The sequence below is a fragment of the Enterococcus sp. AZ089 genome (assembly GCF_050547225.1).
GTDB classification, from domain to species: Bacteria; Bacillota; Bacilli; order Lactobacillales; family Enterococcaceae; genus Enterococcus_D; species Enterococcus_D entomosocium.
On record NZ_CP172954.1, the window covers coordinates 514209 to 527402 of the forward strand.

Below are 13194 nucleotides of genomic sequence, written 5' to 3' on the forward strand. Positions count from 1 at the left end.
GAAAAGAGGCACCGCTCATGAAAAAAATAATTTTGATTCTCAATCATGTCACTGCAGGGATGGGAAGTGATGAAAATGCTCAGTTGCCGCCAAGCGGCAAAAAAGCTGCCCTTGGTCCAGGTCGAACCTTGAATCCACTTTTTCAAGAGCAAGACGCACAAATCGTTGCAACGCTTTATTGTGGTGACCAATATTATCACGAGCATCAAGAAGAAGTGAATAAAAAATTTGTGGGGTTTGCTAAAAAATTTGACGCCGATGCCGTTCTTTGCGGACCTGCGATGCATTATCCTAATTTTGGCGAAATGGCAGCAGGATTGACGAAAGTATTCAATGCACAAGGAATTCCAGGGGCTGCAGCGATGTCAGAGGAAAACCCAGCAGTGGCAATCTATGCCAAAGATATCTATATCTTGAAGATGCCGAAAAAAGGCGGAATCGGATTGAATGATTCCTACAAAAAGATGGCGCATGTTGTTTCCCAGCTTGCCCACGGGAAGCCTCTAACAGAAGCAGACCAAGAAGATTTGTTTTAAAGAGAAAGACGATCAGCGCTGGCTGGTCGTTTTTTTATGAATCAAGCCAAGCATGTTCGATGTAAGACATAAATCGACTAAGCCTGTTGATGATTTGTTTTGATTTACGTAGAATAGATACAAGTTAGGAGGGATTCGGTTGTACCATACCGCATTTGGAGTATATGGAATTTTGTTTCAAGGCAACTGCTTGGCCGTCATCAAAAAGAAGGCGGGACCTTATCAAAACCGCTATGATTTGCCAGGCGGCAGCATGGAGGCAGGTGAATTGCTGGAAGACACGCTGTGCCGAGAATTTAAAGAAGAAACCGGCATGACCGTCACTAGCTATCATCAATTAGGGGCAATTAATTTTCTTTACCCCTGGCACTATCAAGGAACATCTATGAATAATCACATCTGTGTCTTTTATGAGATTCAAACAACCGTTGGAAGTCTTGAGAAGAATGTTCCTCAATTTACAGGCCAAGATTCATTGGGAGCAGTTTTTTTCCCCATCGAGCAGCTAAATGAACAAAATGCATCACCTCTTGTAATAAAAGCTTGTGAGGTGTTTAAACAGAAGGCATTTACGGCAAGAAGCCAACGCCTAATGAAATGGGATGTATTAGAGGACCCTTCTTATGAATAATCCTTTCAGATCATATGACGTTTGACAGAAAAAGTGAAAAGAGCAGATGATCATATTTAGTAGGGATAAGGTGTTTTCGTAAATCCCTCCATTGTTCAACTTAGCACATGACATTTTTCTTAATAAAAACCGAAACTTTTGTCCACTTCTTTTCCTTAAAAGCTCTTGAAAACGCTTAATTTAAAGGGAGTTTAATAAAACTGTGAAAAAAATCACAAAAACTATTTACAAACAAAAAAAGATGTTGTATGATTTGTATGTGAAGTAGTTAACAAACAAAACATGTTTAAAAACTAGGAGGACAAACAATGGCTAAGACATTGGAAAAAGAAGTGACAATCGACGTACAAGCAATGATCGACGATTTAGCAACGAAGGCAAATGTGGCGTTAAAAGAAATGGAAAGCTTTGATCAAGAAAAAGTGGACCACATTGTTCATGAAATGGCAATGGCAGCATTAGACAAACACATGCCTTTAGCTAAAATGGCAGTAGAAGAAACTGGCCGTGGTATCTATGAAGATAAAGCAATCAAAAACATGTACGCTTCAGAATATATTTGGAACAGTATCAAACATGACAAAACAGTCGGCGTGATCAATGAAGACAAACAAAAAGGCTTGATCGAAATCGCTGAACCAGTTGGTGTCGTTTGTGGGGTAACACCAACAACCAACCCAACATCTACAACGATCTTTAAAGCAATGATCGCTTTGAAAACACGTAATCCGATCGTTTTTGCTTTCCACCCATCTGCACAAAAATGTTCAGCAGAAGCTGCACGTATCGTTCGTGATGCAGCCATCGCTGCTGGGGCACCTGAAAACTGTGTGCAATGGATCGAGCATCCATCAATCGAAGCGACTGGCTTATTGATGAACCACCCAGGAATTGCGATCGTATTAGCAACTGGTGGCGCTGGCATGGTCAAAGCAGCATACTCAACTGGTAAACCTGCATTAGGTGTTGGACCAGGGAACGTACCTGCTTATATCGAAAAAACAGCGAAAGTGAAACGAGCAGTCAATGACTTGATCGTGTCAAAAACTTTTGATAACGGAATGATCTGTGCCTCTGAACAAGCAGTGATCGTTGATAAAGAAGTCTATGCCTCTGTGAAAGCAGAATTTGAAGCACATCAAGTATATGTTGTAAAAGCAAAAGAATTACAAAAACTTGAAGATGCCGTGATGAACGAAGGGAAATATGCCGTAAATCCAGCAATCGTTGGTCATTCAGCAATGGATATCGCGAAATTAGCAGGCATCAACGTACCAGAAGGAACAAAATTATTGATCGCTGAACTTGACGGTGTCGGTGCTGATTACCCACTATCAAGAGAAAAACTTTCTCCAGTTTTAGCAATGATCAAAGCAAACAACACAGAAGACGCGTTCGAAAAATGTGAAGCAATGCTTGATTTAGGCGGATTAGGCCATACAGCGGTGATCCACACTGAAAACGAAGACTTGCAATTAGCATTCGGCCTACGCATGAAAGCTTGCCGTATCTTAGTTAACACACCATCTGCAGAAGGTGGTATCGGAAATATCTACAACGAAATGATTCCATCATTGACACTTGGTTGTGGTTCATACGGGAAAAACTCTGTATCACGAAATGTTTCTGCCGTGAACTTGATCAACGTGAAAACTGTAGCGAAACGGAGAAATAATATGCAATGGTTTAAATTGCCACCAAAAATCTTCTTTGAAAAGAACTCTCTAATGTACTTGGAGAAAATGGAAAACGTTGAACGTGTCATGATCGTTTGTGACCCTGGTATGGTTCAATTCGGCTATTGCGATACGGTTCGTGAAGTACTTGCTCGTCGTAAAAATGACGTGAAAATCGAAGTCTTCTCTGACGTAGAACCAAACCCATCAACAAACACCGTTTACGCTGGAACAAAAATGATGGTTGATTTCAAACCAGATACAGTGATCGCCCTTGGTGGTGGATCAGCAATGGATGCTGCCAAAGGCATGTGGATGTTCTATGAGCACCCAGATACTTCATTCTTCGGCGCGAAACAAAAATTCTTAGATATCCGTAAACGGACATACAAGATCGACAAACCAGAAAAAACCCAATTCGTTTGTATCCCAACAACGTCTGGTACTGGTTCTGAAGTAACCCCATTTGCGGTTATCACTGATAGTGAAACACACGTGAAGTACCCATTAGCTGATTACGCATTGACACCAGATGTTGCAATCGTTGACCCTCAATTCGTAATGTCAGTACCTGCTTCTGTTACAGCAGACACTGGAATGGACGTCTTGACTCATGCGATCGAATCTTATGTGTCCGTAATGGCCTCTGATTACACTCGTGGATTGAGCTTACAAGCAATCAAGCTAGTCTTTGACTACTTAGAAAAATCAGTGAAAACACCTGATATGGAATCTCGCGAAAAAATGCATAATGCCTCAACAATGGCAGGTATGGCCTTCGCCAATGCATTCCTAGGTATTTGTCACTCTGTAGCTCACAAAATCGGTGGTGAATATGGTATTCCTCACGGACGTACAAATGCGATTCTTTTACCGCACATCATCCGTTACAATGCCAAAGACCCACAAAAACATGCAATGTTCCCTAAATATGACTTCTTCCGTGCCGATACAGATTACGCAGACATTGCGAAATTCTTAGGCCTTAAAGGCAAAACAACGGCTGAATTGGTTGAAGCATTGGCAACAGCTGTTTACGAATTAGGACAATCTGTTGGTATCGACATGAGCTTGAAAGCGCAAGGCGTCACTCAACAAACACTAGATACAACAGTTGATCGCATGGCTGAATTGGCTTACGAAGACCAATGTACAACAGCAAATCCAAAAGAACCACTAATCTCTGAATTGAAACAAATCATCGTTGATGCCTATAACGGCTAAACAATGAATCAAGAACACCCTGCGGTATCTTAGCTGCCGCAGGGTGTTCTTTTGTCGTTTCATTTTTTTTGAGAAAGCAAGCTGGCAGTTGCCGCTTCCTTGCCCAGATCAGTTAAGAATGCGAAAAACAGCAATCGAACAGGGGGGGATCATAAAAAAGGAGTGGATGTCTCCACTCCGTAAAAGTCTCATTTTTTCAGGGTATCGCCAAGGCGGCTGCTTTTTTGCTCAAACAGATAGGCTCGTTACTTGCTGCCGTTTTTCTTCAAGCGTAGCATCTGGAAGCTTTGTTTTTCCAAGACGACACGCAAAATGCCGTCATTCAATTCCGCTGTTTTTCCATTGACGGGCACAACGTTGTTCGGGGTTGCTTCGGTATTGACAGCATGCAAGTCTGGGTGGTGCAAGACTTGATGGGTAGCGATTTGCAATGAATCATATTGACGCAAGTCGCAAGTGAATTCGTTGGTATCCTGCAAATCCTTATTCACCAAGAAAAAGGTCAAATAGTCATCTTCGTTTTCGATCGCAATGGCATCCACATATGAAGCTTTTCCATGGCTGCTATCGAAATCGGCCCCTCGAAGGATGCTATGCAACACGTGACCGCGACCATAGTTGCTGATCATTTCATAGGGATAAAAAATCGTTTGTTTCCAAGCGGCAGTATCGGAAGTCATGATCGGTGCGATCACGTTGACCAGCTGTGCCATGCAGGCAATTTTAACGCGATCTGCGTGCTGAAGCATCGTGATCATCATGCTTGCGACGAGTAACGCATCTTCGAAGTGATAGACGTCTTCTAATTGTGGTGGGTGTTGACTCCAAGGTTCGATTTTTTGATCCTGTTCATTTGAGTGATACCAGACGTTCCATTCGTCGAAGGAAATATTGATGGTCTTCTTGCTTCGGCGTTTGGCTTTCACCGCATCACAGATCGCTGCGACTTGACTGATGAACTGATCCATTGCGACATTGCTTGCTAGATAGTCTTGGCTATCGCCGTTACGATTGCCATAATATTGGTGCATGGAAATGTAGTTGACTTGATCGTAACAATGACTTAATACTGTATCTTCCCACATGCCAAAGGTCGGCATCGTGAGAGAAGAACTACCACAAGCGACGGTTTCGATCGTTGGGTCCACCAGACGCATCGCTTTGCCAGCTTCTTCTGCGAGACGGCCGTATTCATCGGCTGTCTTATGTCCTTCTTGCCAAGGGCCGTCCATTTCATTGCCTAGACACCAAAGCTTGATGTCATGAGGATCGGCCACCCCATGGGTACGACGGAGATCACTATAATAGCTGCCGCCTTTTAAATTGGTGTATTCAATCAAGTTTTTCGCTGCTTCGATTCCTCGTGTCCCAAGATTGATCGCCATCATCGGTGCCGTATTGACTTCTTTGGTCCAATCCATAAATTCGTTTAAGCCGAACTGATTGCTTTCGATCACCCGCCAGGCCAAATCGATTTTTGCTGGCCGTTGCTCTTTAGGGCCGACGCTATCTTCCCATTTATACCCAGAGACGAAATTGCCTCCTGGGTAACGGACGATCGGCACATTCAACTGCTTGATCAAGGCAGCGACATCTTGACGAAAGCCTTGCTCATCGGCAAAAGGACTTTCTGGTTGATAGATCCCTTCGTACACACAGCGCCCTAAGTGCTCCACAAAAGAGCCGTAGATCCGTTCGTCGACTGGTGCCAAAATAAAGTGTTTGTCTAAATACATCGTAGTTTCCTTCAATTTTGCAACCCCTTTCTTTTCTTTCATTGTAGCGATAGTCCATGAAAATAAACACTACATTCTGTCTTATTCTATTGACGTTTTGTCCGTTTTCTTTATACTAAAGGCAAGTAGGAAGGAGTGAGAAGTTGAACGTAACCTATTCAGGATTTCAAATGCACAATGCTGTTTCCGATCATATTTATCGACCCTCTGGCTTAAAGCATTATCTTTTCGTGTTGACTTTGTCTCCAATGGTTTTCACTTTTGAAGATGGTCATCAAGAAACTAGTGAAAAAGGTAGCTGCATTCTTTTTCCTCCAACCGTCTATCAAAATTATCGTGGCAAAGAAGATTTTTTTAATAGCTTTGTTGAGTTTCAAACGGATCAGGTGATCGAAGAAACCTATGCGATCCCTTGCAACCAATTGTTCCAGCCGAAAAATATTCAACAAATCAACAAATTGATCCAAAAGATCAATCATGAATCCTTGTTGCCACAACGGCACACGGAAGAATTGATTGCGGCGTATATGACAAATCTATTGGTCTTACTTGAACGCAATTTTGAAGAAAGCATCCCGCAACCACAAAATGAACACTATCAACTGTTTCAAGCGATGCGGTTGAAAATGTTAGTCAATTGCGAACAGCAATGGGATTTTTACCAGTTTAGCCGAGAGCTTTCCATCGGTAAAAGCCAATTCTACAAGCTCTATCAACAGTTTTTTCATACCACGCCCAAAGAAGATTTATTGCAAGCTCGGTTTCAAAAGTTTTTTTATCTACGCAGCAACGAAACACTGACGATTCGAGAGGCGGCGTTTCAATCTGGGTTCCAAAACATCAACCATTTTAATCGGCTCTTTGCGAAGCGCTATGGCTGTGCACCGACAAAGTACCAACAGGAGCAATAGGCAGGTCTGATCGGTAAAAACGCTGAAAAAAGTCCGACGAATTCTTGACGGATGAAAGAGAAAACGGGACAATGTCATTAGGAGGTGGCGTATGGATACAGAAACGATCGTAAGCGAACTTTCTAAACGTTCAAGCGAATTGGAAGCGCTACAAAGAAAATTGAGTCAAAGTCAATTAACGAACAATGAAGCGGCACAAACGTTCATTTTTGACTTAAAGGATTATTTAGATAGCTTAAAGCTCGTAACGGATTTAGTACCGTCAGCGGCCACTACAGCAGCGGAAGCTGACCAGTTGTCGTACGTCTTAGGTGAACAAAATCAAAGCATCCAGCAGCTGTTGGTTATTTTGGAAGAAGCCGAAGCAAACGACGACCAGCGCTTTTTTGGCAAAAGTGCGGGAGAAGTGCGGCGGATGATTGGCAGTCTGTCCGGGATCCTGGAACTAAACGGTCTGTTGCTGCAAGACAATCGTGGCTTTCAGCAAGTTGTGAAGGAAACTGGACCGCTTCAGGTGACTGAAACAAAGGAAGTCTCTGAGAAAAAAGGATTTCTCCAAAAGCTTTTCGGGAAATAAGCACTGATCGTCGATCAAAACATGAATCACTTGTACCAAAAAAACGGCACTTCACAATACGTGAAGCACCGTTTTGTGGTACAAGTATTTTTTTGCTTTTTGCCAATAGAAACGGAGAGATCAGAAGGTACTGACGCTGAAACCTTAGACTGAAATCGAACTTCTGGGGGGACATTCTTCAATCCCGTAAATCAGAAAGGTGTTTTCGGTAGCTTTTCTACTAGCATTTGCCAGTAATTTTTTTGCTAGTATCTAAGCTGAATGGTTTTTCTCTGATCCCCTTGGCTCATTGCTACTTTGTCCGCTGTGATAGTGACATCAAAAGATGGAATCTGATCAGAAAAGGCATTGCCTAAACACGCAACGAGCCATTCCTGTTGTCCGGCGAGAACGGTTTTGCTTATTTGAGGGATGACTGTTCGACTATAAAGTAGATTCGTGTTGGGTTCTGGCATCAAGAGGGTACCTTCTTGATGCGTCGGGAAGCTTTTGATACCGACACAGCCAACCGAGCTTTGATAAAAGGTGCCTTCTTTGCTAGAAAGCGCAGCACCATCAGCTGGTGCTGCAAAGCTGCCATTGACCAGTTGCAACCTTCGATCCGTTTGAATCCGATGGTAACGCAGATGCCAAGGATACATCGGAATCACAAAGGTTTCGATGACGATCTGCTCGTAGGGGCGCCAGCGACTATAGACGTAGTCATCTTCAATCGCAAAGGCTTCGTAACCAAAAGCTGTTTTAAAATCCGTCTGCCCCTCTGAGATCGCCAATGTATTATCATAGGCACCTTGTTTCAATAAAACGGTTGCTTTCGGTACGCTAAACCCAAACGTTGTCGAATAGACAAACTTTTCGTATTTGGCATTGCCGTGAGCATGTTCGTGGGAATGTTGCCCCGCAGTGAAAGCTTGCAATTCTGTGCCTTCTTGGTTATGCACCAAAAGCATCCGACTATGAAGATTGCGCACCGTTGTGGCAAAGGTTGGCACCTGCTCCTCAAGCGTCCAAAATTCAGCATCCGCTGGGATGGCCAATACACAGAAATTTTTGAAAGCCCAATAAGGCGATCCGGGTGCGTTATAGCCTTCAGCCATATTTAGGTTGGGGTAGGCATAGCCAATACTTAAAAAGCCTTCTTGCGTAAAGATTGGTTGGCGAAACCAGTAACGCATGTTTTGTAACAGTAAATATTTTCCTTCATTTTTTGTGAAGCCTTCATATTCTATATCGGCGAAAGCACCGACAGCAAAGAAACTTGATTGTGCAAACCGATACGTTAGACTACGACCAAAAGGCAATGCCGCACCGGTTTTCGTGAACCACTGCTTAAAGGATTGCGCAAACGTAGCGGCTCTTTGACAGTAGCTAAACTGATAAGGGCATTGGGAACGACAAGTAAGAACACTGTAAAGGAGTCCGTAATATTGCATCCCAAAAGGAATATAATAGTCGATTTGGTTTTCATAGCCATCAAAATACCAGCCGTCTGCTAAGTAATACCTCTCGATCTCTTCTTGATCAGCCAAAAGGGTTGTTTCTACAAAAGGCAATGCTGCCATTTCAAAGAAGGTATTAACTAAAATCCGAAAGAAGAGCCAATTGGTTTTAGGGATCGTGTGCTGATTGATCTGATTGAGCCAATTAAAGAGATTTGTTTGCTCTCTTGGTGTGAGGAGATCCCAAAAGACGGGTTTGGTAAAAATCAAATAGCTAGCAAGGGCACCCATTTCCACAAACAATTGGTCGTAGTCATGCAGTTTTCCCCAGTACTCCTGAGAGGTCGGGGTGGTGCCTGCAACGATCCCGGCATTGGCTTGTTGAAAAAGTTTTGGGTAACGAAGGCACGCTTCTTCTTGGCTGAACAATGGGCCCAATCCCCAGAGTGTCCGCAAAAAGCCTTCGACGTCACTCTTTTCCTGGGTGTACACTGCTCCTGAATTTCCTAGGTGGACCCTCCCGGGAGTTCCTTGTCGTGCCATACATTCGTATACGGGAGTGACCAGATCAACAAGGGCCTCTTCTAGATCGGTTTTGGTTCGAAGAGGGTTCTTACTTAATGCTTCTTGGAAGTTTCTCATGTAAACAGCTCCTTTTATTTGTTATTTTACTTTATTTAGTAAAATAAAGAAATGGGAACTGTTACATTTCTCGATTTTAAGTAAAAAAATAGTAAAAAATCGCTGGAACCAGTTACATTTTTTTGTCGACATCGCTATAATGGAGAAAATACGAGAGGAGCTACATGCAATGACCCAGATTTCCTTAACGATTTATGACCAAAAGCATCAAGTAAAAAAAGGCAAACGAACACCTGAAAGTGAACCTACCCTTCTGCAAGCGACGGCGGAAGACTTTGTCACGTTGGCATCCCAAGCGTATTGTTACGAGGACGGAGATAAAATCGTTGTCTCGCTCTCACGCAGTGGACAATTTGTGTGGGTCACACTAGATGAAACGCTGGCGACTACTTTGGTGTACATCAAAGGCAACGAGTGGATCTACCCCGTACATCTTAGTGAAAATGCCAAAGAAGCCGCGCCAGAAGGCCGTTTTGCTGGGAAAAGCCATTATTTGAGTGTGCGGGTAGCAACAAAAGAAGAACTAGCGGCTTACCGCAATGTCGCCTTAAACCCTCATGATCAAAAAGAATTCTTGGGTGCCTATCCGCATGCCCATGCCAATGTTGAAACAAGAGATGATGCGACGTTTTTCGCTTGTAACGCTATTGATGGCATTTTTGCCAATACGTCTCATGGCAATTATCCCTATGGCTCATGGGGGATCAATCAACAAGCAGATGCCGCTTTGACGATCGACTTTGGTCATGAGGTCCGCATCGACCAATGTGCGCTTACGTTACGGGCGGATTTTCCCCATGATAGCTATTGGCAACAAGTCACGTTGGCGTTTTCCGACGGGAGTCAAGAAATCTTGCAGACGGTCAAAAGCAGCCAGCCTCAACGGTTTTCTTTCCAGCCGCGAACGGTCACTTGGGTGAAATTGCATGAGCTGATCCAAAATGACGATCCCTCACCATTTCCAGCGTTGACCCAAATCGAAGTCTTCGGACGCTCCATTCAGGAGGAAAACGCGTGAATCCAGCAGATGTAAAAGAAGAAATTTTACAGGCGGCACAGGCGTACCTTGACACTGGTGAGATTCCCTATTTGCCTTATCAAGGCTATCAAGAGTATCTCGAATCGGGGAATCGTGTTGCCTTCGAATCCCATTATTTTGCCCGCCGACGGATGTTGGTGGTTTTAGGACTTGCTTATGAAATGGAGCGTAAGGCAGCGATCAAAGTGCTGTTGGAGCAAGTGATTTGGGAAATCTGCAATGAATATACATGGTGTCTGCCAGCGCATCTGCCGATTGTCGATGGCCAGTTTTCTTCGCAAGCGCGCCACACAGTCGATCTTTTTGCAGCTGAAACTGGGCAATCCTTAGCAGAGTTGTTTATGTTGGTTGGGGGAGACCTTTCACCAGTCATCACAGAACGAGTGTTGTATGAGATCGATCAACGGCTTTTTTTACCCTTCGAGGAGCAAACCTGGGAATGGGAGACAAAAGAGAACAATTGGTCCGCAGTTATTGGTGGCTGTCTTGGAATGACGGCGCTCTATGTATTGCCGAAAAAAAGCGAGCTACAATTGCGGATGATCAAACGATTGGATACTGCAATGCAAAGCTATCTCAACAGCTTTGGCGAAGATGGTGCTTGTGTAGAAGGCGTCGGATACTGGGCGTATGGGTTTGGTTATTTTCTGTATTATGCACAATTGTTGGCAGAAGTATTGCAAGAAGATACCTACCTAAAGCAGCCTAAAACCAGAAAAATTGCTGCTTTTCCTTACTACACGATGATTTCTCTAGGGCATTACATTCCTTTTTCTGATTATTCGGCGATCGAACTGCCTAGTGGCTTGGTCAGTTATTGCTACGAGCATTTGGGCGTGGCGGTTCCCCAATTATCGGGGGTCAGTCCGTTAGGTTTTGATCCTTGCTACCGGTTTGCCCACAGCTATCGAAATTTGTATTGGCATAACGAAGCGATCACACGTGAAACGAATGCCTCGTTTCATCACTATTTTGAACAAGCGCAGTGGTTCATGGCAAAAGATGTGCAACAGGATCTTTTTTTTGCTGCCAAAGGGGGGAGCAATCAAGAAAGCCACAATCATCTTGATGTCGGTCATTTTGTCTTAGGAACGACGGAGGAGTTGTTTCTGACGGACCTTGGTGCAGGGGAGTACACCAAAGAGTATTTTGACGAGAACACGCGCTATCACTACTTTCCCGCAGCCGCAATCAGTCATTCGCTGCCAATCATCAACCAGCACACCCAACGCCCAACAGCCGAGGAAGCAACGGTGCTACAGGTTAATGACCAGCAATTTGACTTAGACCTCAGTGCGTTCTATCCGAAAGCAGCGGTCACTGAATACCAGCGGCGCTTCGTGGTCTCGCAGCAACAAGTAACGATCGAAGACCATTTTGTCTTTGACGAGCACCAACCAAAGAATCTGGTGGTGGAAAACTTTATTACGAACATACCACCAATGGTGCAAGATAAGACCGTTCAACTAATGACAAAAAAAGCACGCTGTGTTCTTGGTTTTACCAGTGATAAGATCCAAATACAGCCAGTCACTTATCAAGATCACCATGGTGTACAGGCGCAAGCGTATTTGATTCAAGCCGAATACACGCTTGAGCAGACAGGGGAAATCAAAACGACCATTAAAATAAAAAAAGGGTGAGAAGGATGCGGTGCTTCCTTGCAATGACGTTGATCAATGCAAGAAGACACCGCAGCTTCTCAGCCTTCTTTTGGTTTTGCGGTAGATTGACGAATCACCAGCTGTGTACTTAAAAAGATGCGTCTGGCGATCCCAGGATTTTCGATGCGGTTATAGAGTAGCTCTAACCCCGTTTCACCCATCTCTTCAGTAAATGCTTGGACCGAAGAAAGGGGTGGGGAGACATAGCGGGACACCGAAATATCGTTGATGCCCATAACACTGATGTCTTCAGGAATCTTGATTCCATGAGCCGTTAGCGTATGAATGACCCCGATCGCAAAGGCATCATTGGCTGCCAAAATCGCAGTCGGCAAGCGGTCTTGCCACAAAGCCAAAGCCTGCTCCGTTAATTCTTCCCCCGTTTGGACATCCAACCGACTATTTTCTTTCACGATGAAATAATCCTCATCAAACAGCTGATAATGCTGCATCATATCGACATAGGTGTTGACCGTTGGCGTTTTGTACCGCCGATACCCATACATATTTTGACTTTCCTCGGCGCCGATAAAGGCGATTTTTTGATGACCAAGTCCCATCAAGTGAGAAAGAGCCAACTCCGTTGCTTGCGTAAAATCGGTATTGACAGAATCGTAGTCATCCAGGGGAAAGTTACTGCCAATCACACAGAGGTTGGGGTGTAGCTCATGGAGTTTCTTGACCCGCTCTTCTGTAAACTTGCCAATCGCCAGTAAGCCGTCGACGGACTGGATCACTGACTCATCAAGGTTGGAGATTTTTAACAGATCACAACCCAGTTCGGCGGCGCGTTTTTCCACACCTAAACGAATCGACATATAGTAAATGTCTTCCAATTCTTCATCATCCATCCGCCACTGAACGATCCCGATCGATTTGTTGTGTTTTTTTGGTACATCCACTGGTAGTTCACGCTGCTTTTGCTTGTTTTTGTATTTCGTATAATTTAGTTTTTCAGCTGCCTCAAAAATCTTTCGTTTGGTTTCTTCGGTCACTGAAAGACTAGGATCGTAGTTCAGAACCCGTGATACGGTTGATATTGATACCTCAGCTATGGTCGCTATGTCGGTAATCGTAGCCATAGAATCCCTCCTCCAATGCTTCTCCTCTTCAGTATAT

Annotated in this window: 10 protein-coding genes; 7 read left to right on the plus strand and 3 right to left on the minus strand. The window is 43.9% G+C overall.

Annotated features, from left to right (window positions below; all coding sequences use genetic code 11):
- Positions 1-17: 17 nt before the first annotated feature.
- The 3 genes from IGJ01_RS02400 to adhE all read left to right on the plus strand — a co-directional run bounded on the left by IGJ01_RS02400 (position 18) and on the right by adhE (position 4067).
- Positions 18-536: a GrdB-related putative oxidoreductase gene (locus tag IGJ01_RS02400; protein WP_005232156.1), complete on the plus strand. Its 519-nt coding sequence runs from the start codon at positions 18-20 to the stop codon at positions 534-536.
- 139 nt (positions 537-675) lie between these two features.
- Entirely contained in the window at positions 676-1167 is a 492-nt protein-coding gene (locus IGJ01_RS02405; RefSeq protein ID WP_005232154.1) for an NUDIX hydrolase, read from the plus strand.
- A gap of 308 nt (positions 1168-1475) precedes the next feature.
- The gene (gene adhE / locus IGJ01_RS02410) at positions 1476-4067 is read left to right on the plus strand and encodes a bifunctional acetaldehyde-CoA/alcohol dehydrogenase (protein ID WP_008376050.1); all 2592 of its coding nucleotides are present in this window, start codon (positions 1476-1478) and stop codon (positions 4065-4067) included.
- 245 nt (positions 4068-4312) lie between these two features.
- Here the strand turns inward: adhE and IGJ01_RS02415 are convergent, their stop codons facing one another.
- On the minus strand, positions 4313-5845 hold the full coding sequence (locus IGJ01_RS02415; RefSeq protein ID WP_430601361.1) for an alpha-N-arabinofuranosidase: 1533 nt from the start codon (positions 5843-5845) through the stop codon (positions 4313-4315).
- A gap of 101 nt (positions 5846-5946) precedes the next feature.
- On the opposite strand from IGJ01_RS02415, the gene IGJ01_RS02420 reads away from it, so the two are divergent.
- Both IGJ01_RS02420 and IGJ01_RS02425 read left to right on the plus strand, forming a co-directional pair.
- Complete coding sequence (locus IGJ01_RS02420) at positions 5947-6714, plus strand: helix-turn-helix domain-containing protein (protein ID WP_087664853.1); 768 nt, start codon at positions 5947-5949, stop codon at positions 6712-6714.
- 91 nt (positions 6715-6805) lie between these two features.
- Positions 6806-7291 carry a hypothetical protein gene (locus IGJ01_RS02425; protein WP_101698808.1) on the plus strand — a complete coding sequence of 162 codons (486 nt, stop codon included), beginning with the start codon at positions 6806-6808 and terminating at the stop codon, positions 7289-7291.
- Positions 7292-7536: 245 nt separating this feature from the next.
- On the opposite strand, the gene IGJ01_RS02430 is transcribed toward IGJ01_RS02425, so the two are convergent.
- Positions 7537-9372 carry a DUF2264 domain-containing protein gene (locus IGJ01_RS02430; protein WP_430601362.1) on the minus strand — a complete coding sequence of 612 codons (1836 nt, stop codon included), beginning with the start codon at positions 9370-9372 and terminating at the stop codon, positions 7537-7539.
- Positions 9373-9541: 169 nt separating this feature from the next.
- On the opposite strand from IGJ01_RS02430, the gene IGJ01_RS02435 reads away from it, so the two are divergent.
- Together IGJ01_RS02435 and IGJ01_RS02440 are read left to right on the plus strand one after the other, a co-directional pair.
- Entirely contained in the window at positions 9542-10390 is an 849-nt protein-coding gene (locus tag IGJ01_RS02435; protein WP_074934378.1) for a hypothetical protein, read from the plus strand.
- Positions 10387-12054: a hypothetical protein gene (locus tag IGJ01_RS02440; RefSeq protein ID WP_430601363.1), complete on the plus strand. Its 1668-nt coding sequence runs from the start codon at positions 10387-10389 to the stop codon at positions 12052-12054. The genes IGJ01_RS02435 and IGJ01_RS02440 overlap by 4 nt, the downstream gene beginning before the upstream one ends.
- A gap of 59 nt (positions 12055-12113) precedes the next feature.
- Here IGJ01_RS02440 and IGJ01_RS02445 read toward each other — a convergent pair whose 3' ends face one another.
- Positions 12114-13157, minus strand: coding sequence for a LacI family DNA-binding transcriptional regulator (locus IGJ01_RS02445; RefSeq protein WP_005232137.1), 1044 nt, complete (start codon positions 13155-13157; stop codon positions 12114-12116).
- Positions 13158-13194 lie beyond the last annotated feature (37 nt).

Coding starts and splice junctions, on each gene's coding strand:
- IGJ01_RS02425 (WP_101698808.1), top strand. CDS start 6,806: ATGGATACAGAAACGATCGTAAGCGAACTTTCTAAACGTTCAAGCGAA.
- IGJ01_RS02445 (WP_005232137.1), bottom strand. CDS start 13,157: ATGGCTACGATTACCGACATAGCGACCATAGCTGAGGTATCAATATCA.
- IGJ01_RS02400 (WP_005232156.1), top strand. CDS start 18: ATGAAAAAAATAATTTTGATTCTCAATCATGTCACTGCAGGGATGGGA.
- adhE (WP_008376050.1), top strand. CDS start 1,476: ATGGCTAAGACATTGGAAAAAGAAGTGACAATCGACGTACAAGCAATG.
- IGJ01_RS02415 (WP_430601361.1), bottom strand. CDS start 5,845: ATGAAAGAAAAGAAAGGGGTTGCAAAATTGAAGGAAACTACGATGTAT.
- IGJ01_RS02430 (WP_430601362.1), bottom strand. CDS start 9,372: ATGAGAAACTTCCAAGAAGCATTAAGTAAGAACCCTCTTCGAACCAAA.
- IGJ01_RS02435 (WP_074934378.1), top strand. CDS start 9,542: ATGACCCAGATTTCCTTAACGATTTATGACCAAAAGCATCAAGTAAAA.